The 26,948-nt window shown below is 73.0% G+C and carries 19 protein-coding genes; 8 read left to right on the top strand and 11 right to left on the bottom strand.

All coding sequences use genetic code 11. The features are described 5' to 3' along the window. Nucleotides 1-14: 14 nt before the first annotated feature. From V4Y04_RS10815 to V4Y04_RS10790, 6 genes are all read right to left on the bottom strand, one after another. Nucleotides 15-752 (bottom strand): class I SAM-dependent methyltransferase, encoded by a 738-nt coding sequence (locus V4Y04_RS10815; protein WP_332427321.1) that lies wholly within the window; start codon nt 750-752, stop codon nt 15-17. Further along, nucleotides 749-2,077 carry a condensation protein gene (locus tag V4Y04_RS10810; protein ID WP_332427320.1) on the bottom strand — a complete coding sequence of 443 codons (1,329 nt, stop codon included), beginning with the start codon at nt 2,075-2,077 and terminating at the stop codon, nt 749-751. Before V4Y04_RS10810 ends, V4Y04_RS10815 begins: the two co-directional genes overlap by 4 nt. Then, on the bottom strand, nt 2,074-6,513 hold the full coding sequence (locus V4Y04_RS10805) for an alpha-(1->3)-arabinofuranosyltransferase domain-containing protein (protein ID WP_332427319.1): 4,440 nt from the start codon (nt 6,511-6,513) through the stop codon (nt 2,074-2,076). The genes V4Y04_RS10810 and V4Y04_RS10805 overlap by 4 nt, the downstream gene beginning before the upstream one ends. Beyond that, entirely contained in the window at nt 6,510-7,280 is a 771-nt protein-coding gene (locus V4Y04_RS10800; RefSeq protein WP_332427318.1) for a class I SAM-dependent methyltransferase, read from the bottom strand. The genes V4Y04_RS10805 and V4Y04_RS10800 overlap by 4 nt, the downstream gene beginning before the upstream one ends. Before the next feature lie 56 nt (nt 7,281-7,336). Next, a complete protein-coding gene (locus V4Y04_RS10795; RefSeq protein ID WP_332427316.1) occupies nt 7,337-8,530 on the bottom strand; it encodes a glycosyltransferase family 4 protein in 1,194 nt (397 codons plus the stop codon). Nucleotides 8,531-8,930: 400 nt separating this feature from the next. Continuing rightward, on the bottom strand, nt 8,931-9,902 hold the full coding sequence (locus V4Y04_RS10790) for a DUF3068 domain-containing protein (protein WP_332427315.1): 972 nt from the start codon (nt 9,900-9,902) through the stop codon (nt 8,931-8,933). Between the two features lie 254 nt (nt 9,903-10,156). On the opposite strand from V4Y04_RS10790, the gene V4Y04_RS10785 reads away from it, so the two are divergent. The 4 genes from V4Y04_RS10785 to V4Y04_RS10770 all read left to right on the top strand — a co-directional run bounded on the left by V4Y04_RS10785 (nt 10,157) and on the right by V4Y04_RS10770 (nt 13,771). After that, nucleotides 10,157-10,309, top strand: a complete 153-nt coding sequence (locus V4Y04_RS10785; protein ID WP_181383736.1) for a hypothetical protein — start codon at nt 10,157-10,159, stop codon at nt 10,307-10,309. A gap of 3 nt (nt 10,310-10,312) precedes the next feature. Next, nucleotides 10,313-11,560, top strand: coding sequence for a helix-turn-helix domain-containing protein (locus V4Y04_RS10780; RefSeq protein ID WP_332427312.1), 1,248 nt, complete (start codon nt 10,313-10,315; stop codon nt 11,558-11,560). Between the two features lie 571 nt (nt 11,561-12,131). Continuing rightward, nucleotides 12,132-12,905: an IclR family transcriptional regulator gene (locus V4Y04_RS10775; RefSeq protein WP_332427311.1), complete on the top strand. Its 774-nt coding sequence runs from the start codon at nt 12,132-12,134 to the stop codon at nt 12,903-12,905. Next, the gene (locus tag V4Y04_RS10770) at nt 12,902-13,771 is read left to right on the top strand and encodes an SMP-30/gluconolactonase/LRE family protein (protein WP_332427310.1); all 870 of its coding nucleotides are present in this window, start codon (nt 12,902-12,904) and stop codon (nt 13,769-13,771) included. Before V4Y04_RS10775 ends, V4Y04_RS10770 begins: the two co-directional genes overlap by 4 nt. A gap of 49 nt (nt 13,772-13,820) precedes the next feature. Here the strand turns inward: V4Y04_RS10770 and V4Y04_RS10765 are convergent, their stop codons facing one another. The 4 genes from V4Y04_RS10765 to V4Y04_RS10750 form a co-directional block, all read right to left on the bottom strand. Next, nucleotides 13,821-15,260, bottom strand: a complete 1,440-nt coding sequence (locus V4Y04_RS10765) for an FAD-binding protein (RefSeq protein WP_332427309.1) — start codon at nt 15,258-15,260, stop codon at nt 13,821-13,823. Next, entirely contained in the window at nt 15,250-16,494 is a 1,245-nt protein-coding gene (locus tag V4Y04_RS10760) for an MAB_1171c family putative transporter (RefSeq protein ID WP_332427308.1), read from the bottom strand. Before V4Y04_RS10760 ends, V4Y04_RS10765 begins: the two co-directional genes overlap by 11 nt. Before the next feature lie 148 nt (nt 16,495-16,642). Continuing rightward, entirely contained in the window at nt 16,643-17,890 is a 1,248-nt protein-coding gene (locus V4Y04_RS10755; RefSeq protein ID WP_332427307.1) for an MAB_1171c family putative transporter, read from the bottom strand. After that, on the bottom strand, nt 17,887-18,435 hold the full coding sequence (locus V4Y04_RS10750) for a toxin (RefSeq protein WP_332427305.1): 549 nt from the start codon (nt 18,433-18,435) through the stop codon (nt 17,887-17,889). The genes V4Y04_RS10755 and V4Y04_RS10750 overlap by 4 nt, the downstream gene beginning before the upstream one ends. A gap of 304 nt (nt 18,436-18,739) precedes the next feature. Here V4Y04_RS10750 and V4Y04_RS10745 point away from each other — a divergent pair, with 304 nt between their 5' ends. The 4 genes from V4Y04_RS10745 (at nt 18,740) to arfA (ending at nt 23,540) form a co-directional block, all read left to right on the top strand. Beyond that, nucleotides 18,740-20,098: an extracellular solute-binding protein gene (locus V4Y04_RS10745; protein WP_332427303.1), complete on the top strand. Its 1,359-nt coding sequence runs from the start codon at nt 18,740-18,742 to the stop codon at nt 20,096-20,098. Further along, complete coding sequence (locus V4Y04_RS10740; protein ID WP_332427302.1) at nt 20,095-21,036, top strand: carbohydrate ABC transporter permease; 942 nt, start codon at nt 20,095-20,097, stop codon at nt 21,034-21,036. Before V4Y04_RS10745 ends, V4Y04_RS10740 begins: the two co-directional genes overlap by 4 nt. Beyond that, entirely contained in the window at nt 21,033-21,896 is an 864-nt protein-coding gene (locus tag V4Y04_RS10735; RefSeq protein ID WP_332427301.1) for a carbohydrate ABC transporter permease, read from the top strand. The genes V4Y04_RS10740 and V4Y04_RS10735 overlap by 4 nt, the downstream gene beginning before the upstream one ends. 129 nt (nt 21,897-22,025) lie before the next feature. Then, nucleotides 22,026-23,540 carry an arabinosylfuranosidase ArfA gene (gene arfA / locus V4Y04_RS10730; protein ID WP_332427300.1) on the top strand — a complete coding sequence of 505 codons (1,515 nt, stop codon included), beginning with the start codon at nt 22,026-22,028 and terminating at the stop codon, nt 23,538-23,540. Between the two features lie 51 nt (nt 23,541-23,591). Here the strand turns inward: arfA and V4Y04_RS10725 are convergent, their stop codons facing one another. Continuing rightward, complete coding sequence (locus V4Y04_RS10725) at nt 23,592-26,627, bottom strand: glycoside hydrolase family 35 protein (protein ID WP_332427299.1); 3,036 nt, start codon at nt 26,625-26,627, stop codon at nt 23,592-23,594. Nucleotides 26,628-26,948: the final 321 nt, after the last annotated feature.

Below are 26,948 nucleotides of genomic sequence, written 5' to 3'. Positions count from 1 at the left end.
GTCCCCGGTCCCCCTTACGCCCGGCGCGCGTGCAGCAGCAGGATCGACGCGAGCGGCGGTCGGGCGCAGGCCAGCCGGTCCAGCATCCGCAGGGGACGCGGCACCCCGTGGAAGGGAGCGCCTTCGAGGCGTACGACGGTGAAGCCGGACGCGGCGACGAACTCCCGCAGCGCGCGGGCGGTGTAGAGCCGCAGATGCCCCACCACCTCCGAACCCGGCCTGCCGTGGATACCGCGCAGGCTGACCTCGGAGAAGACCGGCTGCACCCCGGCCAGCAGCAGCGCCCGGTTGTACCAGGCGGCCAGATTGGGGGTGGACAGCATCAGATGGCCCCCGGGGCGCAGCACCCGGTGGATCTCCTCCAGGGCCGCGTCCGGGTCGACGAGATGCTCGATCACCTCGCTGAACAGCACCGCGTCGGCCGATCCGGACGCGAACGGCAGCCCACCGTCGGTGAGTTCGCCGCGCACCGCGTACGGCATCCGGGTGCGGGCCCGTGCCAGGGCGTCCTGGGACCAGTCGACGCCGATGAGCCGGTGGCCGTGCAGGAGGGGTGCGGCGGTGGCCGCGGCGGAGCCGTCGCCGCAGCCGATGTCGAGGATCGTCCGCGCGCCCCCGACGCCGGCGGGGCCGAGCGCCCGGGCGAGCATCCGGGCCTGGCGGAGGCTGCGGGAGGGGCCCGAGGCCACGGGGACGGCGGGGTTCTCGTAGAAGTCACGCAGGTCGCGGGGCGGGGACGCGGTGGTCGTCACGGGGTTGCCTCCGTGGAGTGCAGATGGTGCGTGAACAGGTCGCGGAGGTGGACGCCGTCGTCGTGCCCGAGCAGCGCGCGGGACCAGCGCACGGCCAGGTGCAGCCGGCCCGCGGTGGAGGCGAGGGTGAAGGTGAGGCCGCGGGGCATCCGGGCGGGGGCCGAGAACCACACCGCGTGCGCGCACCCGGCCTCCTCCCCGAAGTCCAGCGGGTACGGGATGCGGCCGATGTTGCTGAGCAGCGTCGTCGACATCCAGGGCGCCGCCGCCCTGCGCAGGGCGCGGGTGAGGGCGGCGCGGGCGGCGACCGGCGCCCATGGCGCGGTCAGCAGGTTCGCGCCGTGGCCCAGCTGGGGGCGGGGGAGAGCTTTCAGGGCGCGGGTGCGCAGGGCCGTGCGGCGCAGCAGGCCGGGCAGGTCGGATGTGTCCAACTCGCCGAGGGGGAAGGGGACTTCGACCAGCCGGGTGCCGTTGCCGATGGGCATCGTGGCGTCCCGGGGGCGGTCGTCCACCGGCATGGTGATGCGCAGCGGGCGGGCCGGGGCGCCGTGCTCGCGGTTCCAGTGGGCGAGGGTCAGGGCGGTGGCGACCATGAGCTGGTCGTTGACGGTGTACGGGGATCCCTTGGGCCGGTGCGGCAGCGGAAGCTCGGTGTGAAGCAGTCCGTTGCCGCGCCGGGGACCCGGGCGCGGGTCCGGGGCGCCGCGGGACACCCGGGCGGACGGAGTCCACGGGGAGGGCGTCCCCGTGGACTCCGCCCGTGGTGTCTCGGTCGGCCGTACGGGCGGGGCGGCGGCCGAGTTGTCCCGGCCGCCGTAGATCTCGGCGGCGGTGGCCAGGATGCGCAGGCAGGCCGGGCCGTCGAGCGCCGTGTGGTTGAGGGTGAGGAGCAGTGCGGTGCCCGTCGGGGCGGCCGCGCGGCCGTCCGCCCCGCCGCCCGCCCCGGACTCGGTGTCCCCCGGGGCGGGCACCACCTCGAGGCGGATCGGCGGGGAGGTCGTGAGCGGGGGCGCCACGGCCATGGCCCGGCCGCGGGCGTCCCGCAGGGAGCCGGGCCCCGGCGGCGCGAAACTCACCGCCTCCACGTCGGGCTCGTCGGTCAGCTCCCACTCGTAGCGGCGCCGGTACCAGGGGCCGGGGGCTTCGCGCATGAGGATGCGCGGGTGCCGGCGCAGCGCCTCCAGGAACGCCTTGCGCAGGCGGCCGGCATCCAGTTCCCCGGGGAGGTGCACCTCGATGAGCACCGTCTCCGGTTCCTCCTCCTGGACGCAGTGCCGGGACACCTCGTCCACCACGGGGAACGGGATACGCAGGGGAGCGGTCATCCGGTCGTGCCCCTTCCCGCCGGTCCGCCCGCCGGTCCGCCCGCCGAGCCGTCCGCCGAGCCGTCCGCGTCAGCCGTTTCCCGGACGCGGGGAAGCGGCTGCGCGGGCTTCTCCAGGCCGGGCGGCGCCGAATGCGCCGGAACGTGAGGCGGCGCCGGGGGCGGCGCGCCCGTGTCGTACCGCGCTGTGTCGTACCGCGCCGTGTCGTACCCCGGGCCGCCGGCGGCTCCGGGCCCGTACTCGGCCGTCCCGGTCCCGTCCGTGCGCCCGGATCCCCAGCCGTCCTCCCGGACCGTGCGCCCGGAATCCGGACCGCCGAGGCTCACCAGCGCCGCGAACAGACCGATCAGTGCCAGCAGCTGGGCCAGGTGCCCGAAGGCACCCTCGCCCGCGCCCGCCGGTTCCCCGGCCCCGAAGGCCGCCACGATCCCCGCTCCCGCGAGGGCGGCCAGCGCCACCGGCACCAGCAGGGCGGCCCTGCGCCACGCGAGCAGCGCCAGCGCCGGGACCAGCAGCGCCCACCAGCCCGCGATCACCACGCCGACCAGTGTCAGCGCCACCGCTCCCAGCCACAGTCCGGGCGCCGTCGGCGCGGACTGCGGGGCGTCGGGGTTCTCGGCCTTGCGGCGCCACAGGGCCAGCCCGATCAGCACCGCGATTCCGGCGCCGCTGCCGATCAGAGCGGCGTCGTACGTGGTGGCGGGACCGTAGGACAGTTTCACGGTGCCGCTCTCGCCGGCCGGGATCCGCCAGCCCTGCTGCCAGCCGTCCAGCCGCAGCGGCGTCAGTTCCTCGCCGTTCAGGGTGGCCGTCCAGCCCTTGTTGTGGTTCTCGTACGTCGTGAGGTACGAGGCGGCGCCCGGACCGACCGTCAGCTCGCGCTGGTCGCCCAGCCAGTCCTTGACCGTCAGCTCGCGGTCGGCCGCCGAGACGGCCGGCACGGTGCCGCGGGTCAGGGTCAGGGCGGTCACGGTGAGCGGTCCCTCGTCACCGGCCTCGACCCGGTGGTCTCCGGCCGACAGCTCCAGGGCCGTCTCCTCCTGGCCCTCCTGGCAGAGCGTCACGTCCACCGGACGCCGCTCCACCAGGTCACCCACCGTTCCCTTGACGCTGGTCTCGTGCAGCCGGCCGTCGACGGCCAGCACCGGTCCCTTGCCGCACGCCAGGGTGAACTCCCGGTCGGCGGACGGCTGCGGGGTGCGGTACTCGTCGAGCGCCGGAACGTAGACCTCCGTCAGGCCCACCGGCAGGTCCAGGTCCTCGCCGACGACGGGGTTGTGCAGGGTGAGCGGTGCGGTGCGGGTGATCGTGATGTCGAGCCGGTCCGTGGTGATGGCCGGGAAGCCGACCTTGCCGTTGTCGTCGACGTTCGCGATCGCCGCGCCGTCCGGGGAGCCGATGTGCACCTCGGTCGGCCGGGTGGACAGGCCGCCCGCGGCCGCCAGCACGATCTCGTCGATCGGCTGCTTGCCGTTCCAGCTCAGATGGACGACCGGCTTGTCGCCCGCGATCCAGGAGGTGGTCAGGTCGCCGTCGGTGAGGTTGCGCGCGGACAGGCCGGCGCCGAGGCGTGCGGTGGAGTCGGCGGTGGCGGTGATCCGGGCCTGCTGCTCGGGTGCCACCTCGTACAGCAGCCGGTCCAGTCCCTCGCCCGGCACGGCCACGGCGCTCGCCGCGACCTCGTACGTGCCCGCCGTGCCCGTGGCGAACGTGCGGTGCAGTCCGTTCTCCGTGCCCGTGGGCGACAGCCCGGTCGGGTCGGCGGCGCGGTGCAGCGAGACGACCTGGGCCGCCGCCGTCGAGTCCGCCGAGTCCGTGGGCAGTCGCAGCATCCGGGTCACCCGCACGTCCGGCAGGTCGATCTCGGAGAAGCCCGCGCCGCCCAGACCGGAGTGCCCGGACACCGAGTCGACGATCGTCAGCTTCATCCAACGCGTTTGGCCCTCGGGCGCCTTGACGTCCTGCTTGGTGCCGTTCGCCTGGAGGAAGCTGGTCTCGGACCCGCGCTCCGTCTCCACCCGCACCTTGGTCGCCGCCGCCCGCACACTGTCCTGCGGGAGCGGGATGACGCCGAAGGAGTCCGGCATGTCGTAGCCGTCCTCGAAGGCGATCCGCAGCCACTGCCCGTCCGGCGAGCCGGCCGAGCCCTCCGCCCAGGCCGTGTCCGGGCTGCCGTCGAAGGCGTTCACCGGGTCGTACTGCGGCAGGTGGAACAGCCAGTTGCCGTACGAGGACGCCGACACCGAACGGGCACCGCGCAGTTCGGCCACCGTCTGGTGGTCCAGGCCCTCCTTGGGAAGGATCTGGCGCGGCCGCTCACCCGCGTCCTGCACGGAGTCGGGCGCGTTGCGCTCGTCGGGGGTGTACGTGTACGACGTGTTGGAGTTGACCAGGCCGAACCGGGTGTCCGCGTACCGCATCCCGTCGCCGGTCACCTGAACCGGCGGGGTGCCGAGCCCCGGGTGGCCGTCACCGGTCAGCACCGCCGGCCGGCCGCGCAGCTCGCCGGCCAGCGGCAGCAGTGCCTCCGGGCCGCCGGAGACCACGGCGGTGTCGGCGATCGGCGCCAGCGAGGCCTGCCCCGGCCGCCGGACGTCCGCTCCGGTCGGACGGTAGATCTCCACCGCACGCTGCTGCGGGTACAGCCCTTCGACCTGGAGCGGGGTGCCGTTGGCGATCACTCCGCCGGTCGACACCGGACCCAGCCCGGTGACCCGCTCGTACCCGGACTGCTCCAGGGTGCGCTTGACCGTCGTGGTCGGCACCTGGCCGACCTGGTCCGGATCGAGGTCGTTGCGCACCACGACGTAGTAGAGGCCGGCGCGGCTCAAGTAGTCGCCGAGGCCAGGTACTTCGGCGCCGGTCAGCAGGGCCTGCTCGACCGCGTCCATGGCCCGCCGGTTGCCCGGGGTGCCGAACGGAACGTAGTCGCGCTGCGCCCAGCGGGAGTCGGCGATCACGTCGAGCGGCTGGTCGATGGTCGAGCCCCAGGTGTGGATACCGTGCGCGGTCGCCGGCACGACGAGGGCACGGGAGTCGGGGGAGTTCTCCTCCAGCCAGTCGGCCGTGGCCTGCCAGTACTTGGGGATCTCCTGGAACGAACCGGGGTTGAGGATCGACCCGTTGAGATACGGCCAGGCCAGCCCCGGCAGGATCAGCACCGCGGCGACCAAGGGTGCGAAGTGCCGGCCCCGTACCCGTCGCCGGATTCCGTGGGCCCCCTCGGCCGTCCGGGACCGCGCGGCCGTGCCCACCAGATGGGCCAGACCGAGGATCAGGGCGAGCGCCAGGCCCGTCTGGAACTTGTAGATGTTGCGGAACGGCGACAGCGGGCCGTCCAGCCAGCCCTGCACCACCGAGTGGAACGGGCCGCCGAACGCGCCGCCGTATCCGGCGAGCAGCACCAGTACCGTCACCAGCACCGTCAGCACCAGCCAGCGCCGCTCCGGCAGGTCCCGCCGGGCCAGCCCGGCAAGACCCAGACCGGCCGCCAGCGCCGAGCAGACGATCACCAGCACCGAGGAGACGACCGTCCAGCCCGCGGGCAGCCAGGCCTCACCGAAGTGCAGGTACCCCACCCAGTTGCCGGCCCCGCGCAGCGCCTCGGTGGCCGCCATGGTGTCCGTCGTGGTCTGCGCGGTCTCGACGTAGGGCAGGAAGTTCTCGCCGTACACGCCGAGCAGCAGCAGCGGGATCCACCACCAGGCGGTCGCCACCGCGACCGCGGGCGCCCACCAGGCGATCAGCTTCCACCGGCGCGGTCCCGGCGGCCGGGACAGCAGGTACAGGCCCACGGGCAGCAGTGACGCCAGCGTCGAGGCCGCGTTGACCCCGCCCATGAACGGGACGAGCAGGGCCGAACGCAACGCCGCGACCCGGGCCGTGTACCGCTCGTCGGTCAGCGGCAGCAGCACCCACGGCAGCAGCGCGCCCGGCAGGGCGGCGGCCGACGTCGAGCCGATCACCGTCGTGAACAACGGCCACAGCGCGTACGCCGTCGCCGCGAGCAGCCGGGAGGTCCCGTTGCCGACGCGCAGCCGCTCCGCGAGACGCAGCGCGCCCCAGAAGGCGACGGACACGATCAGCGAGAACCACAGCCGCTCCGCCAGCCACACGGGGAGCTGCACCAGGTCGCACAGCCAGTAGAACGGCAGCATCGGCCACAGGTAGCCGATGTACTGGTTGTTGACCCCGCCGAAGGACCCCTGGCTCTGCCAGAGCTGGCCCAGGTCGGCGAGGAACCGGCCGGGGTCGACGGTGACACCCAGCTTGGTGTCGAACGTCTGCCGCCCCGGCTGCACCGCCAGGAAGAGAGCGAACACCACCGCCCAGAAGCCCAGCAGCCAGCGCCGTGACCGCGGGCCCTGGGGTGGGTCCGCGGCGGTCGCGGTACGGGAGGAGGCTGCCGGAGGGGGAGCCTGGACCGTGGTCGTCATTCGGGACACCGCCGGAGGATGAGAAGGAGATTCCACGTCGCGAACTCACGCAGACCGGGCACCTTGACCACGGTCTCGGTGAGGAACGGCCAGTAACGGGAGCGCGCCGAGACGATGCGTACGTCGGCGCGGCCCCGTACCTGCCGCAGGGTGGTACCGATGTGTACCGGGAAGAGGTTCTCGCCGAGCGTGTGCTTGGCGGGCCTGCCGGTGCGGCGCCGGTAGCGGGCGCGGGCCCGCTCGGCGCCGAGATAGTGCCACGGGGCCCATTCGTGCCCGCCCCACGGCGAAAACCAGTTGGTGAACGACACATAGATGAGACCGCCCGGCTTGGTCACCCGGGCCAGCTCACTGAGGAAGGTCTGCGGATCGGCCACGTGCTCCAGGACGTTGGACGAGAACGTGACGTCCGCGGCCCCGTCGCACAGGGGCAGCAGATAGCCGTCCGCGACCACGGTGCCCTCGGGCGGCTTCTCGGCCAGCTCGCGCACATCGGGCTCGAACAGGAAGGCGTCCGCGCCGCGGCGGCGGAACTCCTCGGTGAAGTGCCCGCTGCCGCCGCCGACGTCGACCACGACCCGGCCCGCCACGGGCCCGCCGTACGCCTCGACCTGGTCGGCGGCGTCCCGGGCGAGCAGCGCGTAGCAGGCGTCGGGGTCCTCCTGCTCACGCATGAAGGCGCGGAAGAGAGCGAGTGAACGGCGCAGGGAGGGATCCTTCGGCGCGCCGCCGCCCCTGCCTCTGCCGCTCCTTTCTCTGCCGCTCATACCTGTGCCGCCCGGTTCTCTGTGGGTCATGCCCCTGTCAGTCATACGTCTGCCGCTCATGGCCGGTAGGTCCGCACCGCCTCCGCCGCGACGGTGCGGAACTGCCGCACCGTGCGGTCCCAGCGGAAACGGGCGGCGTGGCTCCTGGCCGTCTCGCCCATCAGTTCCCGGCGGGCGCCGGACAGGGTGAGCGTGCACCAGGCCGCCGCGAACGAGGACTCGCCGGGCGCCAGCACGCCGGTCTCACCGTCCACCACGGAGTCCCTGAGCCCCGGCACGTCGAAGGCGACGGTCGGGGTCCCGCGGGTGGCCGCCTCCGTGACGACCAGGCCCCACCCCTCCACGGCGGAGGGGTGCAGCAGCAGCCAGGCCGCGCACAGCAGACGGTGCTTCTCCTCCTCGGAGACGTGACCGGTGAACTCGACACCGGGACCCGCGAGGCGTTCGAGACGCTCCCGCTCGGGGCCGTCGCCGACGATCACCAGCCGGCCGCCGGTGACCGGCCGCACTCGCTCCCACAGCCGGAGCAGCAGATCGATCCGCTTGTACTCGACGAGCCGGCCCACCGCCACGAACAGCGGCTCGGGGGAGCGCCCGGTGGCCGGACCGGGTTCCTCCACACCGTTGTGCACGACCCTGATCCGCCCGCGGGGCACGCCGATTCCGTGCAGCGCGTCCGCGGTCGACGGGGAGACGGCGACCATCAGCCCGTGCTGCCGGGCGCCGGTCAGCGCCCACTGCTCGAGCCTGCGTCCGATCCGCGCGGCCGGAGCCAGCGGACCGCCGAAGCGCATCCCCCACAGGTCGGTGTGCACATGGTTGACCAGGCACAGCGTCGGCCCGCGATGCCACATCGGTGCCAGATACGGCATGCCGTTGCAGACCTCGACCAGCAGATCGCAGTCGCCGACCTGGCGGGCGAAGGCGGAACGGGCGCGCAGGAAGTGGCTGTAGGTGCCGCCCGCCGACACCACGCGGTAGTCGCGGACGGGACCGCCGCCCCGCTCGGGCGCCGCCGAGAGCCTGGCGGAGGCGGGCCCCCCGCACAGCAGGGTGACCTGATGGCCCATGCGGGTCAGGCCGTCGGCCAGCCGGTCGACCAGCAGCTCGGAGCCACCGGCCGAGGGATTGTCCAGATCGCGGTGGGCGAGGAAGACGATCCGGCGGGGATGGGGAGGCGCCACCGGAGGTGGCTGCGGCACGCTGTGCAGCGGCGTGCGCAGCGAGGGGGACGGTACGTGCTGGGGCATCGGTGCTCCAACTCGCCTTGAGGTCATGCGTGGGGTACGCGGGACACGTGCGGATGGGACAGGAGTGTTCGAAGCGTGGACCGCGTTGCGAAGCGCGGGGAGTGTCTGAGGTGCGGGGAGTGTCTGAGGTGCAGGGAGTGTCACGAGGCGCAGGGGGTGCGGAACGTGGTGGTGCGGAACGTGGTGGTGCGGGACGGATGGATTTCGGACGGACGGGGTGACGTCGATCGCACCGCGCACGCTTCGGGAGAGCACTCGGGCTGTCCCGAAGCGTGCACGGTGAATGGCTTGTGTACGGGGTGGGGATGGACAGTTTTCGCCCAGACGTCCCCCAGTGCTACTCACCGGGGTGACAATTTCGGTCCTTGTCGACTCGAAAGTCACTGAGTTTGGTGAGCATCTACTGAGCAGTACCGGGCGAACCGGGACGTTCTTCTTCCTTCCGGCCACGCGCCACCAGAGCCCCACCGATCGCCGCGAGTACGAATCCCGCCACGGCCGCGCCGACCGGAGCGGTCTCGCCCACCATGCGCAGCTGCCCGCTGTCACGCTTCGCCTGCCGCACGGCCTCCTTCTGCGTCGCGGTCGTGAACGCGAGCTTCTCCGCGTCCAGCAGCACCGCCGCGTCCTCGTCCCCGCCCGGCGCCCGCAGCGTGCGCTTCGGTCCGGTCTGCGCGTAGATCACCCGGCCGGTGGCCTGGTCCACGATCAGCTCGAGGCCGTGGTTGGAGTACCACTCCTCGGCCAGCACCTGCGGCTGGTCCGGCTCGTTCACGAGGCTGCCCGGCACCAGCCGGGTGCCGCTCTTCGTCGCCGGCACCGAGGCGGTGAACCGGTAACCCGTGTACCCCTGGACCTTCTCGGTGCCCCGGTAGCGCATCACGACCGTGTCGCCGAGCGTGTTGTCCCACCACTGGTAGGAGCGCTTCTGCACGTCGAAGGGGAACTTGAGGTACGCCTCGCCCTCGATGCGGGGCGTCTCCTCGCAGCAGTGGACCGGCTTCGTGGTCTCGCGGTCCAGCACCCAGCGGTGCGGTGCGAAGTCCAGCGCGTCGTGCGGGTCGGCGGCCGGCAGCGACTTGGCGGTGTCCACCGTGGTGATCACGTCCCACACGGCGTTCCCGCTGTCCAGGGCGGCCTCGACGTTCCCGCGCACCCGCTGGGTGACGGTGATCGCCTGGTCCGGCACGGTCTCGACCTTGTCGAGGTCGAACACGCTGCCCCGGCCGTTGTAGACGGCGGTGGTGTCGATGTCGATCGGGTTCACCGCGGCGCGTGGCTGGACGTACCACGCCAGCAGGGGGGCCAGCACCAGCAGAAACGTTCCGAAACCGAGCATGACCAGGGAAAGGGGGGAGGCTGTGCGGCGCATCCGGGTACTCCAGGGGCTTGGGACGGATCGGCGCGGACAGGCCGGATCCGTAGAGGAAAAACGCGAGTGCGGAGGGGCGGAGTCATCCGGCACCCCCTGCGGGCCGGGACCGAAACTCCCTCTGGGCCGGGAACCGTAAACGCCCCTTGACGCAGTGTCAATGCACACTCGACACTGGGGGGCGACGGACAGGGGTGGCGGAACGTACTTTCGGGGGGTGGGGAAATCCTCCGAACAGAGAGGTTGACCCTGAAATGTCCAGACTGCTTGCCGCCGCGCTGACGGTCGTGCTCGCCTCGGCCCTCGCCGTGGGCGCCGCCCTCGGCGTGGTCGCGCTGCTCGACGCCACCCCCGACCAGCCGAACACGCCGTTGATCACCTACGAGCACGCGGGCCAGGGGAGCTGACCCGTGACGGCGTCCAGAACCGTCACGGCCCGCTCCGCGTGGCAGGACGTACCACGCCCCCAGGTGCACAGGTTCGCCGAGACGGCCATGGCCGAGGCGCCCGGACTCGCCGAAGAGATCATGAGCGAGATCCAGCGCGAGTACCCCGAACTCCCCGTCGTCCTCGACGACTCCGGCGAACCGATGGCTCTCATCGGCATCCGCCGCGCCATCGAGGTGTTCGTGCAGCATCTGGAGCACGCCGACCACTCGGCGGGCCCTCCCACGGCGCCGCCCGGCCTGTTCCACGACTTCGGGCGCGGTGAGGGCCTGCACGGACGGTCACTGGACTCGCTCCAGGCGATCTACCGGCTCGGCGTCCGCATGGCCTGGCGGCGGCTCGCCGAGATCGGCCAGCGCATCGACATCCCGCCACCCGCGATGTACGAACTCGCCGACGCGGGCTACGAATACCTGGACGGACTGGTCGACCAGTCCGTCCGCGGCTACGCCGAGGCCGCCGCCCGCCAAGCGGGCGAGCGGCTGCGGTTGCAGCGCCGGCTGATGGAGCTCCTGCTCACCGAGCACCACCGGGGCGATCCGGCCGAAGCGCTCGCCGAGCGGGCCGCCCGCGTCGGCTGGCCGCTGCCCGGGAAGGTCGCGGTGGGCGTCCTGCGGCGCCCCGCGCGGGAGGCGGTCGCGCCCGCCGTGGGGCAGGAGGTGCTGCTCGACATGGAGTACGAGCAGCCCCGGATGATCGTCCCCGAGCCGGACGCCGCGGGCCGCCCCGAGCTGCTGCACCGCGCGCTCACCGGCTGGTCCGGCGCGATCGGCCCGCCGGTGCCGCCGGCCGACGCGGCGAAGTCGCTGCGCTGGGCCGAGGCCGCCCTGCGCCTGATGGAGCGCGGGCTGCTGCCCTCCGGCGAGGTGCTGCACTGCACCCAGCACACCGAGGCGCTGGTACTGCTCCAGCCCGAGGAACTCATCGACGACCTCGCGCTCAAGTGCCTCGCCCCGCTGGCCCACTGCGCCCCCACGAACGGGCGGCGGCTCGCGGAGACGCTGCTGGCGTGGCTGGAGACCCGGGGCGGCGCGCCCGAGGTGGCGGCGCGGCTCGGCGTGCACCCGCAGACCGTCCGCTACCGGCTGCGGCAGATCCGCGAACTGTGGGGCGACGAGATCGACGACCCGGACCGCCGCTTCGAACTGGAACTGGTCCTGAGGGCACAGCGCCTCCGCGGCGAACTGGGAGGCCCCCGCACCCGACGCTGACCGGGGCCGGGCCGGGCCGGGTCGGGCCGGACCGGCTGGGTAGGCGGGGCCGGTGGAGCAGGAGGAGCAGGCGGGACCGGCGGACCAGACAGGAACGGTGGAGCAGGCAGGGCGGGCAAGGGCCGGTCGGACGGTCAGGACCAGCCGGGCAGGCGGGCCGGTTGGACGAGTGGTGCCGGCGGGGTTGCCGGCACCGGTGGGCAGGGCTGCCAGGACCAGCCAGGCAGGCGGGGCAGACAGGTCAGTCACGACCAGCCGGGCAGGCGGGGTCCGGCGCGAGACGGTAGGACCGGCAGAGTCGGCATGACTGGCAGGACGGGTGAGGGTGAGGCCGGTGGGTCTGCCAGGACGGGTGAGGCCGGTGGGCCTGTCAGGGCTGGTGGGGCTGGTAGGAGGGTCGAGGTGGGCAAGGGTGGGTCGGACCGTCAGGGCCGGGTCGGCCGGCGGGGACGGTGTCGGTTCCTCGGGAGGGCATTGCCCGGGTGGGTCCGGATGGCTAGCCTGTGTGTTCGTCATTCCGATCGCCTGTTGATATATCGAACGGGCTGAGACAGACAGGGAGGGGCCGGCCGTGGGACGCCTCGTACCAGCCGTGACCCGGGCTCTCGACATTCTCGAGCTCTTCCTCGACGGGGACGGAACGCTCTCCGCCCCCGACATCGTGCGCAGGCTCCAACTGCCACGCACCACCGTGCACGAACTGGTGACCACGCTCGCCGCCCGGAAGTACATCGTCCCGGTGACCGGCCGGCCCGGCCGCTACCGGCTCGGCGTACGCCCGTACCAGCTCGGCGCCCGCTACGCCGAGCACCTCGACCTCGCCGCCGAGGGCCAGCAGGTGGCCCGGTCCGTCGCCGAGACCTGCGACGAGACGGTGCACGTGGCGATCCTGGAGGACACCGACGTCATCTACATCGCCAAGGTGGACTCCACCCACGCGGTACGGATGGTGTCGGCGGCCGGCCGCCGGCTGCCGGCGCACTGCACCTCCGTGGGCAAGATGCTGCTGGCCTCCCTCCCCGAGAGGGAACTCGCCGCGCGCCTGCCCGACGACGCCGAGCTGGCCGCGATGACCCCCAACAGCATCACCGACCCGGCCGCCCTGCGCGAGGCCCTCGCACGGATCCGGGCCCGGGGCGTCGCCGTGGAGAGCCGTGAGTCCAACCCGGACGTCAGCTGCGTGGCCGCCCCGGTCCGCGACCGCACCGGACAGGTGGTCGCCGCGCTGTCCATCTCCGTACCGATGATCCGCTGGAGCGACGCCCGCCTCGCCGAGCTGGAACAGCTCGCCGCCAAGGGCGCCGACGACCTGTCCGAGCGCCTCGGCCACCGGAGGACACCATGACGACGACGCGTGACGGCGCCCCGTACGAGGTGGCGGTCCGGGCGGAGTCCGCCCTCGGCGAGGGCCCCACCTGGGACCCCGCGACCGGCCGCCTCCTGTGGATCGACATCCTCGACTCCCGGTTGCACAGCTACGATCCGGCCACCGGCCGGCGCACCCTGCGCCGGACCGAACAGCACGTGGGCGCGGTCAAGCCCCGCGCGGGCGGCGGCCTGGTCCTCAACCTGCGGGACGGCATCGGCCTGCTCGACCCCGACGACACCTTCCGCTGGCTGCGCCACGAGCCCGTCCCCGGCCGCCGCGGCAACGACGCCGCCGTCGCCCCCGACGGCGCCCTGTGGGCCGGCACCATGCGCTACGACGAGGCCACCGGCGGCGGCACGCTCGCGCGCGTCACCGGCGACGGCACCGCCGAACTCGTCCTCGACGACGTGACGGTGAGCAACGGCACCGGCTGGAGCCCCGACGGGCGCCTGATGTACTACATCGACACCCCCACCCGCCGTATCGACGTCTTCGACCACGACGCGGACACCGGCAGGGTCACCGGCCGCCGCCCGCTGGCCGTGATCGAGGACGGTGCGGGCTTCCCCGACGGCCTCACCGTCGACGCCGAGGGCTGTGTGTGGGTGGCGCTGTGGGACGGCGCCGCGGTACGCCGCTACACCCCGTCCGGCGCCCTGGACCGGGTGATCGGACTCCCGGTCCCGCGCGTCACCGCCTGCGCCTTCGGCGGCCCCGGCCTGACCGACCTGTACATCACCACGGCCCGCGTGGGCCTGGACCCCGCACCGCCCCTGGCCGGCTCGCTCCTGGTGGTCCCGGACGCGGGCCGGGGCGTGGCCCAGCCCGCCTTCGCGGGCTGACGCACGCCCCGGTTCCCTTCCCGGGGCCGGGGCCTGTCCGGCCCGGTGTTCACACCTCCGTACGATCCAGCCGCTCGAGGACCTTCCGCTCGCCGGAGGTCATCGGCGGCCGGGTCGACGGGGGCAGGGGGGAGCCGGCGACGGTGGCGAGCACCGTGGCAGGGTGGAACATCCGGGCCGGGGACGCGCGCAGACCGGTGACGCCCCAGAGCGCCGAGGCCGCCGGGTACGAACCGGTGGCCGCCCGCGTGACGCGCCGCGTGTACGCGGAGACGACGCGGTCGGCGACGGTCGGCGTACCACCGCGCACCCCCGGGTACAGCACGTCCTGACTGACCGCCATGGACCAGGCGGCCTCCGCCACCCGCGCCGCGCCCCGCTGCACCCGCCGGGCGAGACCGGGCGCGCCGAGGTCACCGGCCACCCCGTTCAGCTCCCGGCCGAGGACCCGCGCGCCGAACGCGGCCACCGACATGCCGTGCCCGTACGCGGGGTTGAAGGTGGCCAGCGCGTCCCCGAGGGCGACGAAGCCGTCCGGCCACCGGGGCGCCTTCTCCAGATAGCGCCGCACATTGCTCGTCGACCGGCTCAGATGGATGTCGGTGAGCGGTTCGGCGCCGGAGACCAGTCGGCCCACGATCGGGTCCGGCAGGTCGAGCATGTACCGCAGGAAGCCCTCCGGGTCGGCGGGCGGCTCACCACCGCGTGAGCCGCCGCAGCTCACCAGCCACCGGCCGCCCTCGACCGGCATGACCATCGCGCTCCGCGCCGGCCGGGAGACGAACGGGTTCGCCTGCACGATCGTCAGCGGGAACCTTTCCGCACCCTCCGGCACCCGGTACAGACGCGTCGCGTTGACCAGACCGGAGTCCACGGTCCGCTCCCGGATGCCGGAAAGACCGATCCCGTCCAGCCAGGTCACGACCCGCGTACCGCGCCCGCTCGCGTCGACGACGAGGTCCGCGTCGAGTTCCTCTTCCTCGTCACGGACCGTGCGGCGGTTCTCCCCGCCGCCGGGCGGCGCCGCCACCCGTACTCCGTGCACCCGCCCGGCGGATCCCGTCAGCCCGGTCACCGCCGCCCTGCGGATCTCGACCGGCGCGTGTTCCAGCACCGCGGTCCGTATCACCCAGTCCAGCAGCGGCCGGGTGCACGTCAGCATGACCGGTCCCGCGCGCCGCCACCGCCTCAGCCAGCCCTCGGAGGTGAGGGCCAGCATGCCCGAGCTGAGGGAGACCTCGTGCGCGCCGGCGGCGAGCAGCCGTCCCCGTGGATCCACGCCCGGCAGCAGTTCCTCCATGGCGTCCAGCCCGCCCGGCATCAGCAGATGCGCGTGGTGCCCCTGCGGCAGGCCCCGGCGGTGCTCGGGGCCGGCGGGCAGACCGTCGCGGTCCAGCACGATCACCTCGTCCGCTCCGGCGTCGGACAGGGCGGCCGCTGCCAGCATGCCGGCCAGCCCGGCACCGATGACGACAGCTCTACGCGACATGGGGCTCCTCGGGTTCTGCCATGGGTCCAGCCATGGAGTTCGGCCCCGCGCCGTCGGGCGCGGGAGGCGTGTGGGGGGTGTGGGGAGTGGCGGGGGAAGGACGGTCACGCTCCCGGTCCAGCGCCCGGGCCAGTTCCACCAGCCCGCTCGTCCCCAGGACCTCGGTGGCGTGCAGCCGGTAACTGCCGTCCGTCCGGGGCGGTTCCTCGCGGGCGGCGGCCCGGCGCGCGGCGTCGGCGAGCAGGGCGGCCTCCGCCGCCAGCCGGGCCTCGTGGGGGGAGCGCCCGGCGGCCAGGGCGTCGTCCCGCGCCCGTTCACGGACGCGGTGGTCGAAGTACGGTGCCAGCGCGAGCAGGGCGTCGTGGATGGAGACCTCGCGCCACTGCAGCCGGACCTGGGGGAGCTGCCACCAGGCGGTGGGCGGCTTGGGAGCGGTGGACGCCGACCGTACGAGGTACCACAGGGGAGCCAGCCGCCGGTGGTCGAGCAGCCCCCGCCACTGGGCGAGCGTCGGGGGCAGCAGCCTCGGCAGCACGAATCCCGCCGAGCACAGCACCGCGCCCAGCGAGGCCATCGGCGGGGCGACGTCGGTGGACAGGAAGTCGAGGTCATGCCCGTGCCAACGGGCCACGACCGCCGTGTACTTGGTCAGCTGGAAGCCCACCACGTCCAGCAGCGTGCCCAGCAGGATCAGCCACAGCCCGGTGCGCAGCAGCCCGGTGACCTCACGGGCCCATTTCAGGCACACCACGCACATGACCAGCATGGCCGCGCTGTGCCCGAGCAGGTACAGCAGGATCATCTCCCGCATGAACGGGGTGTTGGCGTAGTACGTGTCGAGGTCGGTCAGCCGCTCGGTGCCCGCGTCGGCGAGCGCGAACAGGACGACGATGGCGAGCACCAGCAGCCCGTACGCGGCGACGCTGCGCAGCACCATGCGCCGCACCAGCTCGCGGGGCCCGCCCCGCCAGTTGATCAGCAGGACGAGCGCGGCGCAGCTGTACGCGGAGAGCATCCCGTAGGTCAGCGGCGCACCGAAGTTGGGGATGCCGGTGAGCTCGTTGACGGCGGCCAGGGTCGCCGGGGCGGCACAGACGAAGACCAGGGCGGCGAGCGCGATCGCCACGCAGGTGGACAGCGTCAGCGGGTCGCGCAGGGCGGTGCGCGGGCGGCGCCGCACCAGGACGGAGGAGATCCCCAGCATGAAGGCGGCCAGGTACACGACGAGACTCATGCCGTACGGCTCCCTGGCGGCGCGGTGTGCCCGGCCTCGCCGGACCGGCGGCCACGGCCGCCGCGGACATCGGGACCGCCGAGGGCATCGGGGCCGCCGTGACGGTCGGGGGTGTCGGGGCTGCCGTGACGGTCGGGGGTGTCGGGGTTCATATGACTCCCGTCGGTGCCGGGGGTGCCGTGGCGGAGGGCGCCGGAGCCGTCGGCGGCACAGGCGTGACCGGTGCCACCGGTGCGGCCCGCGGCACCGGGGCGGCGGGTGCGGCCGGGGCGGTGCCGGCCAGGGCGTCGGCGATCAGGGCCAGTCCGGCCGGCCCCGGGATCCGGTCGAGGAACCGTCCGGTGCCGTGGGCCGGCGGCAGGTGACGTCCGGGTGCGGCCTCGTCCCGTACCGCGGTGACGATCACGGCGGCCCAGGCGGCGGCCTCGGCCCACTCGGGATCGGCCGTCGTGCGGAGCGCGGACGCGCGGGTCCGGTCGAACAGGTCCCGGTCGAAGTAGGCGTCCAGGTGGCTCAGCGCGTTGTGGATGCTGGTCTGGCGCCATACGAGGAGGGCGGCGGGGGACGCGAGCCGGGGCCGGGGCAGCCGCAGCGTCCGGCGGACGAGCAGGTCGTCGAGCGCCCGCTCCAGCGGTTCGAGCCGGGCGTACGTCCGCAGGGTCCGCCCCCACCGGGCCACCCGGGGCGTGACCAGCGGTACCAGCACCCCGACGACCGTCAGCAGCGCGCCCAGCCCCGCGGCGGCCGGGGAGACGGCGGTGCCGAGTGCCGTCCAGTCCCGGCCGGACCAGCGGGCGGCCACCGCGACGAGCTTGGCCACGCTGTAGCCGGTGCCGCACAGCGCGCCCACTCCCATCAGCGTCAGGCCCGCCCGCAGTCCGCCCCGCACCCGGCGCGCCCAGCGCAGTGACGTCACCGCGGTCACGGTCACCGCGATGAGGTGCGCGACGAGGTACAGCACGATCATCTGCGCCAGGTACGGGGTCGTCGCGTAGTAGGTGTCCAGGTCGGTGCGGCGTTCCACCGGCGCGTCCCCGAGGGCGAAGGTCACCGCCACCCCGATCAGGACGCCGGTGTAGGCGAGGATCCAGCGGCGGGCGGTGCGGCGCACCCCGGGGCCGCCGCGCCAGTGGACGATGAGGACCTGGGAGGCGGCGCCGTAGGCGATGATCGCCGCGTACGTCAGCGGCGCCGCCAGGTTCGGCACTCCACCGAGGCGGTTGACCGCGCCCACCGTCGGCGGTGCCCCGAGGAGGAAGCAGAGCCCGGCCAGCCCCAGCACCGCGCAGATGGAGCGCAGATACGGATCGCGCCGGTGCCGCAGCAGATCCGGGGCCCGCACCAGCAGACCGAGCCACAGCACTCCGCAACTGGCGTAGTTGATCAGACCGTTCATCGTCTCGTCCCGCGGTGGTTGAGCGCGGCCCCGATGCGTCCGGCGAGGTCCTGCGGTTCGCCGGAGCCGCCGCCCCCGGCGGCGAACACGGAGTCGGTGGAGGCGTCCAGCAAGGTGCGCAGCCGACGACCCATCAGCATGCCGAAACGGTCGGCCTCCTGCTCCTCGGCGAGGCTGAAGTCGGTTCGCGCCGCGACGGATCGACGGTTCGTGAACTCTGCCGTCCGGCGTCCTCCGGATCCCGCTTCCGTTTCCATCCGCCGCCGGTTCATGTGCCACACCTCGTGGCAGAAGATCACGATCTGGTGCCACGCGGCCGCCCGTTCGTCCACCACCACGTCGTCGTGGCTCTCCCGCTCCAGCCACAGTCCGCTCGCGGTGTGCGGGGGGAACGCCGCCCGGTGGACGAGGACTTCACGTCCCCGCCAGGCGCCGACGGAGGCGACGAGCGCGTTGAACAGGGCCTCGGGCTCGGCGGGCACCGGCACCCGGATGGGCTCGATGAGTGCGTCGGCGAGACGACGCATCTCCTTCCTGGTACGCACCGCTCTCTCCCTTGTTTCCCTGTTCCCCCGGGTGATCTCAAGGCCGTCCGAGACTACGCGCCGTGAGGGTTCACGTCATGCGAACAGGTGTCCCGTCGGCCAGGCTCCGAGATCTTGTCCGAAGCATTGACGTGCCCGCGCCCGCCCCTTACGGTCCGTTCGAAGTTACGGGCGTCATCCGATATGTCGAACATGTGGCCCCGGGCATCCGAGGCACCCGCTTCGGATGCCGCGCCACCTCCTACGAGCGCACCTCCTGCACGCACACCTCTCCGACACGACACCTCGACAGATGAGGCAGGGCATGGGACGACCTGGCCTGAATCGCAGGCACTTACTGGCCGCGGCGGGCGGCTTGACGGTCGCGGGCAGCTTCGGCTTCGCGGCCCTCGGCACCGGCGCGGACGCCCTGGCCTCCGACGCCGGTACGCGGGTGCGGTACTGGAACCTCTTCAGCGGCGGCGACGGCTACAACATGATCGCGATGCTGGACGCCTTCCGTAAGGACAACCCCGGCATCGACGTGAAGGACTCCACCCTCCAGTGGGGCAGCCCCTTCTACACCAAGCTCGCCATGGCCGCGGCGGGCAACAGGGCGCCGGACCTCGGCGTCATGCACCTGGGCCGGGTCACCGGCTTCTCGCCGGGCCGCCTCCTGGACCCCTGGGACGTCGGCCTGCTCGCCGAGTACGGCGTGCGGGAGGAGGACTTCAACCCCGAACTGTGGAAGCGCGCCGTCATCGACGGCAAGCTCTACGCCCTGCCGCTCGACATCCACGTCCAGCTCTGCTTCTACCGCAAGGACGTGCTGGGGAAGGCGGGCCTGCTCGGCGCCGACGGGCGCATGGTGCCCGTGACGTCGGCCGACGAGTGGTTCGGCGTACTGAAGGAGGCGAAGAAGGCCACCGGGAAAGGGCTGCAGACCATCGGCCTGTGGGTCAACGACCAGAACTTCCAGTGGTGGTTCTTCGTCGCCTTCTACACCCAGCTCGGCGGCACCTGGTTCGACGACGCCCGCACCGAGGTCACCTTCGACACCGACAAGGCCGTCCAGGTCCTGGAGTTCCTGCGCCGGCACATCACCGACGGGTACGCCGACCCGGGCTTCGGGGGCGGCGCGGGTGCCGAACAGTTCGTCAACGGCGCCCCCTTCGTCTGGGAGGGCAACTGGTCGGTGCCCGTCTTCGACACCGCGGAAGTCGACTACGGCGCGACCCCGCTGCCGCCCGTCTTCGGCAAGCCGGCCACCCACGCCGAGTCGCACTCCTTCGTCCTGCCGCACCAGTCGGACCGGGGCGGCGCCGCCAACGAGGGCGCGCACCGGCTCGCCGCCTACGTCGTCCAGCACGCCCGGCAGTGGGCGGGCGGCGGACACATCCCCGCCCACACGCCGACCCTGTCCTCGGCCGCGTACCGGGAACTGGAGCCGCAGAACGAGTACGTCACGGCGATGGACCACCAGGCCACCGAGCCGAAGGTGTGGTTCGCCGGGTCCACCGGCATCCTCGCCCAGCGCGTCGGCCCGCTCGTCGTCTCCTCGACGATGGGCTCCGCGAAGCCGGAGACGGCCGCCCGCCGGATGAGGAGCACGCTCACCGGACTGCTCGCCACGAAGAACCCGATGGACGGCAGGACCGCCGCCGAGGGAGGTGCGACCGTATGACGGCGACCGGCGCCGAGACCGTCGTCCGCCCGGTGCGCGCGACGACCGCCGCGGACGGCGCCACCGCCCGCCGCAAGCAGGGATTCCAGCACGGCGGCTGGTTCGTCGCCCCGTTCCTCGCCCTGTTCGCGCTCTTCGTGATCTGGCCGCTGCTGCGCGGCCTCTACCTCAGCCTCACGGACGCCAACATCTCGGGCGACGGCGCGCACTTCATCGGCCTCGACAACTACCGCGAGGCCCTGAAGGACCCGCTGATGTGGGACTCGCTCGGCCACAGCGCCTACTTCACGCTGCTCGTCGTGCCCTGCATCACGGTCCTCGCCTTCCTCCTCGCGATGCTCGCCCACCACATCGAGCACGGCACCTGGCTGTGGCGGCTGTGCTTCTTCATGCCGTTCCTGCTGCCGTCCACCGTCGCGGCCAACCTGTGGCAGTGGCTGTTCAACCCCGGCACCGGCATGATCAACCACGTCTTCGGCCTCGAGACGCCGTGGCTGACCGACAAGTCCTACGCGATGCTCGCGATCGTCATCACCACCCTGTGGTGGACGGCCGGCTTCAGCTTCCTGCTCTACCTCGCCGCGCTCCAGGGCATCCCCGCGCACCTGTACGAGGCCGCCAGGCTGGACGGCGCGAACGCCTGGCACCGCATGCTCCACATCACACTGCCGATGCTGCGCAACATCACCGGACTCGTCCTCGCCCTGCAGATCCTCGCCTCGCTCCAGGTCTTCGACCAGGCCGTCGTGATCCAGGACTTCGGGCCGGGACCGGAGGAATCGACCCGCACCTTCGTGCAGTACACCCTCGAACAGGGCTTCACCAGCTACCGCGTGGGCTACGCCTCCGCCGTCTCCATCATCTTCTTCGTGCTCATCGCCGCCGTCGCCCTCGCCCGGATGTGGCTGCTGCGCAACCGTGAGGAGGGCGGCCGATGACCACCGCCGCACCGCAGGTAAGGGTCAGGCCCCGCCGGAACTGGCCGCCGAGCCAGATCGTGCTCACCCTCGTCGGCGCGGCCGTCTCCGTGGTGTTCCTCGCGCCCCTGGCCTGGGCGCTGTTCACCTCCCTGAAGTCGGAGACCGAGGCCGTCGAGGTACCGCCGCACTGGCTGCCGAAGGAGTGGACCGGCCAGGCCTGGTCGGCGGTCCTCGAGTCCGGCAACCTCATCGACTGGCTCGTCAACTCCCTGGTCGTGTCGGTGTGCGTGACCGCCGTCGTGCTGGTGACCGGCGCGCTGGCCGGATACGGCTTCGCCCGCACCGAGTTCCGGGGCAGGGGCGTCCTGATGGGCGTTGTGATGACCGGGCTGATGGTCTCCCCGGCCGTGCTCGGCGTTCCCCTGTTCACCACGGTGCAGCAGATGGGCATGGTCGACACGTACTGGGGAATGATCCTGCCGCAGTGCGCGCCGGCCGCGATGGTCTACATCCTCTACAAGTTCTTCCAGGGCGTCCCGCGCGAACTGGAGGAGGCCGCCTTCATCGACGGCGCCGGCCGCTGGCGCGTCTTCTTCACGATCATCCTGCCGCTGTCGCACCCCTCGCTCGCGGCGGTCGGCATCTTCACCTTCATCAGCTCCTGGAACAACTTCCTGTGGCCCTACATGGTCACCAACAACCCCGACCTGATGACCATGCCGAACGGCATCGCGACCGTCATGAACTCCTACGGCATCCAGTGGGCCCAGCTGATGGCAGGCGGCCTCATGGCGAGCCTGCCGCTGATCGTCGTCTTCGTCTTCTTCCAGCGCCAGATCGTGGCGGGCGTCGCGCACACCGGCCTCGCCGGCCAGTGACGCCCCCCCCCGCCGCGCCGGCACCCGCCGCCGCGTACCGGCATCCGTCGTCCTGCACCGGCCCCGCACCGGCACCCGCCGTCCCGCACCGGCGCTCGCGGACACCGGCGAACTCCCCGAAAGGAACACATGCGTACCGCCCGCTTCACCCTCGACCCCGCCTTCACCGTCGGCTCGGTCGACCCCCGTCTCTTCGGCTCCTTCGTCGAACACCTCGGCCGCTGTGTTTACACCGGCATCCACGAACCCGGCCACCCCGCCGCCGACTCCGACGGCCTGCGCACCGACGTCCTGGACCTGGTCCGCGAACTCGGCGTCACCGCGATCCGCTACCCCGGAGGCAACTTCGTCTCCGGCTACAAGTGGGAGGACTCCGTCGGCCCCGCCGAGGACCGACCCCGCCGCCTCGACCTGGCCTGGCACTCCACCGAGACCAACCGCTTCGGCCTGTCCGAGTACATCGCCTTCCTGCGGAAGATCGGCTCGCAGGCCGAACCCATGATGGCCGTCAACCTCGGCACCCGAGGCGTCACCGAGGCGCTCGAACTCCAGGAGTACGCCAACCACCCCGCCGGCACCGCCCTGTCCGACCTGCGCGTCGCGCACGGCGACAAGGACCCCTTCGGCATCCGGATGTGGTGCCTGGGCAACGAGATGGACGGCCCCTGGCAGACCGGCCACAAGACCGCCGAGGAGTACGGCCGCCTCGCCGCCGAGACCGCCCGCGCGATGCGCCAGCAGGACCCCGGCGTCGAGCTGGTCGCCTGCGGCTCCTCGGGCCAGTCCATGCCCACCTTCGCCGCCTGGGAGGCGACGGTCCTCACCGAGACGTACGACCTCGTCGACCATATCTCCCTGCACGCCTACTACGAGCCCCACGACGGCGACCTCGACTCCTTCCTCGCCTCCGCCGTCGACATGGAGTCCTTCATCGAGAACGTCGTCGCCACCTGCGACCACGTCGGCGCGAAGCTCAAGTCCACGAAGCGGATCAACCTCTCCTTCGACGAGTGGAACGTCTGGTACATGACCCGCTGGCAGGAGCGGGCGACGACCTTCGCGCAGGACGACTGGCCCGAGGCGCCGCGCCTGCTGGAGGACAACTACAGCGTCACCGACGCCGTCGTGTTCGGCTCGCTCCTCATCGCGCTGCTGAGGCACGCCGACCGGGTCAAGGTCGCCTGCCTCGCCCAGCTCGTCAACGTCATCGCGCCGATCCTGACCGAGCCCGGCGGCCCCGCCTGGCGGCAGACGACGTTCTTCCCGTTCGCGCAGGCCTCCCGGCACGGGCGCGGCGAGGTCCTCGACGTCCGCGTGGACTCACCGACGTACGAGACCGACAGGTACGGCACGGCCGACCTGCTGCACGCCACCGCCGTACGCGCCGACGACGGCACGGTCACCGTCTTCGCCGTCAACCGCGGCCGCACCGAGCCGCTGCCGCTGGAGATCGCCCTCGGCGGCCTCGGCCTCACCTCGGTCGTGGAGCACACCGTCCTCGCGGACGCCGACCCCGACGCCCGCAACACCCTCGCCGAACCGGAGCGGGTCACCCCGCACACCGTCGGGGGCACGACCCTGACGGACGGCGGGCTCGAGACCGTACTGGAACCGCTGTCCTGGAACGTGATCCGGCTGGCGTGAACCCCGCACGACCCGAAACGAGAGGTCATGGGGCCGGTGGAGGCGCGAGGGTCACCGTCCCGGTGACTCCACCGCCTCCACCGGCACTCCGCCGCGCGCCGCGCCCATCAGGGTCAGCCGCACCTCGCCCGGCCCCGAGGGTGTGGTCCCGTCGGACAGTACGGCCAGGGCCAGTGTGTTGCTCCCCCGTGTGCGGAGGATCCCGTTCGGCAGCATGAAGGTGTGCTGCGGGCCCACGTCGTTGATGTACTGGCCCATGTTCCAGCCGTTGAGGAAGATCTGGACGCGGTAGGCGCGCCCGGGGTCGTCCTCGAGGACGAGCCCGACCGACGCGTCCACGTCCGGGGCGACGTCGAGGCGGAACTCCGTCCGGTACCAGGTGACCCCCTGCCGCCGCCGGTCCTCACGCGGCCGGTCCACGGCCTTCCAGGCGCTCCGGTCCCGGTCGCCGCCGTACCCCGGCAGGTGCCAGCCCTCGCGCTCCCCGTACAGCCCGCCGTTGTTCAGCGCCCCGCGCACCCGGTCCGGCGCCCCGGCCCCCTGGATCCGCCAGCTCACCTCGGGGGAGGCCCCTTCGAAGGCGACGCCGGTCAGTCCACGGGCCGCCCGGCGCGTGCCGCGCCCGGCCGCGGGCTCCCGCGCGCCTGCGGGGCCTGCCGTGCCTGTCGTGTCCCCCTCCTGCTGCATCCGCCGTACGAGCACGGACAGGACGTGCTCGCCGCGCCCGCGCAGCTTCCCGGGCACGGGGAACGTCGCGGTCGCGGTCCAGGTTCCCCGGCCCGCCGTGTCCTGGTCCGGCACCGGCATCCGGTGCGTGCCCAGCGGCTTCCCGTCCAGCCAGGCCATCAGCAGCCCCTGCGTGCCGGTGCTGTAGGACAGGGACACCGACGTGGCGTCGCGCGCGTCCTCGAAGTGCCCCCGGTACCAGACGTCGCCGTAGTGGAAGCCGTAGTCGTCGGCGAACAGGACGGGTTGTCCCTCCGGCACGGGCGTGGCGGCCGGGGAGGCGGTCCGGTCGGCGGCAGTCCACCGCGCGTCGTCGAAGTCCGGCGCGGACTCCGGGTTCTCCGCCCGCCGCCGCCAGCCGGTGAGGGCGGGCAGCGACGGCGCGGGCGTGCCGGGCAGCAGCCCCTCCCTCACCAGGGCCCCGGACCTGCTGACCGTGGTGCGCACCGGCTGCCCGTTCCAGGTCACGGTGGTGATTCCGCGCGGCGCCCACACCTCCAGGCCGGTCTGGCCCGTGTTGTCGCCGGTGAGGTGGACGGTGGAGCCGCTCAGCGTGGCCGACCGCAGCAGCGTCGGACCGTAGACCAGCAGCGGGCCGGACGGGGTCTCGTGGGGCCACAGCCGCTGGGCGGTCGCGTCGTCGGCGAACAGCAGCAGCATCGGCGTGTCGGAGTCGCCGCCCTCGATCAGGACCCGGCTCAGCCCGCCCGCCCCGAGCGGCGCGACCACGTTCAGCCGGCCCCGGTCGTAGGACCACGCGGGCTCGGGGTCCAGTCGGTTGGTCAGCGGCTGGACGTCGCAGTCGAGGGCGATCTGGGCCGTCTCGCCGGCCCGGCCCACGAACGCGGCGATGTCGTGGCGTCCGGCCCGCACGCCGAACAGGGGCTGCGCGGTGGTGAACGCCAGCCGCCGCCGTCCCAGCCGGAGCCCGGTGGCGATCAGTTTGGCGTCCCGCGCGCCGACCGTGACGGGTACGTCGACACCGGTGCCCGGCAGCGCCGACCGGACCTCGTCCGCGGAGTCGTTGCGCAGGACGTACACCTGGGCGTCGGTGTCGGGGTTGGCCAGGTGGTAGACCGTCAGCCGCTCGTCCTCGGGCCGCACCGCGGGCGCCGGTTCGAGGCGGGCGAGGTCCGGCACGGTCCGCAGCAGATGCCCGAGCTGCTGGAGCGGGGCCATCTTGGCGGTGGGCCGCCGCGCGTGGTCGATCGGCGCCCCGTAGTCGTACGAGGTGTAGACGTGCGGCGAGGCCAGCCACCCCCACGAGGTCCCGCCGGCCGCCACGCGCGTGTTGTGCAGGGTGATCCCGTTGGCGAGGCCGGTGAGAAGACTGCTCCGCTCGTACGCCGGGTCCCACCTCCCGCGCACCTCGATGTACCCCCTGCCCCCGGAGGTGACCCCGCCCCAGGGGTCGGACGCGCCGACGGCCGCCCCGGCGACGAACCCGGGAGTGCGCTCACTGGCCCGGGCCCCCGTCCCGCGCCTGCCGAAGTGCCCGAGATCGGCCGGCACCTCACCGGGCACGGGCGAGGACTCGAACCCGTACAGCCAGTTCTCCCCGCGCTTGCCCGTACCGGCGGGGAAGGTCCCGGGCGCCCACAGCCCGTCCGCGCCGCCGTCGTTGTGGAACAGCGGTACGTCGATCCCGTCGGCGCGCACCTTCCCGCAGAGGTGGGACATGTAGGCACCCGCGCCCGCGTCGGCGGGGCCGCTCCCGCCCCGCCCCTCGTACCGGTCCTCGATCTGGTACAGGAGTACGGTGCCGCCGCCCCCGGTGAACAGATGCCGGACGGCGATGGCGTCGACGGCGCCCAGCCACGCGTCCACGTGCTCCAGATACGCGGGGTCCGCGGCGGTGGCCGCGCCCTCGGCGACCGTCAGCCAGCCGGGGAAGCCGCCGGCGTCGAGGTCGGCGGTGCCGAGGTACGGCCCCGGGCGCAGGACGACGTACAGCCGTTCCTCGGCCGCCGTCGTGAGGAACAGGTCGAGGTCGCGCACCCCGGTGAAGTCGTGCTCGCCGGGCGCGGGGGAGTGGAGGTTCCAGGGGACGGGGAGACTCACCGCGTTGTGGCCGTGGGCACGCAGCTTCTGCAGCACGTCCCGCCACAGTGACGGGCTCGGCAGCCGGAAGGGGTGCATCTCGCCCGACCAGAGCACCAGCCGCCGGCCGTCGACGAGGAGCGAGTACCGGTCGAAGCCGACCTCGTGCCGCCTGCCGTCCGCGCGCGGCGGGGCGGGCGGCGGCCCCGTCGGCACGGTACGCGTCCCGTTCGTGCCGGTCGCCGCCCCGCTGCCGGCCAGCGCGAGGCCGAGCGCCGCCGTGCCGGCCAGCGCGGTGAAGGTACGCCTGCTGAGCTCCAAGGGAGCCGCCTCCTGGTGTGCCGCTGGTGCGGCCGCATGGGGCCGCGGGTGGTGCCGTCGGGTGGTTCTGGTCCGCCGTGACGGGTGGTCCTGGTGGGCCATTGTCTACGCCTGGGCACCCCGGTGTTCACGCCAGGTTCCCGGTACGTCCGTTTCGCCCGGTACGGGTGACGTGTGCGCGGGCTGTTTCCGTCGCCCCCTGCACAACCCGTCGACCGGGTCCGTGGACCCGGCCCCGGACAAGATCGTCGTGCGATGGACTCCACCGACGGCGACATCAGCACGATTTACCACATGGCCTGGAAGGAGTGCCCCGGCTCC

The sequence above is a fragment of the Streptomyces sp. P9-A2 genome (genome assembly GCF_036634175.1).
Lineage (GTDB): Bacteria > Actinomycetota > Actinomycetes > Streptomycetales > Streptomycetaceae > Streptomyces > Streptomyces pratens.
The sequence above is the reverse complement of the archived record's forward strand: the minus strand, read 5'-3'. Positions and strand labels throughout refer to the sequence as shown.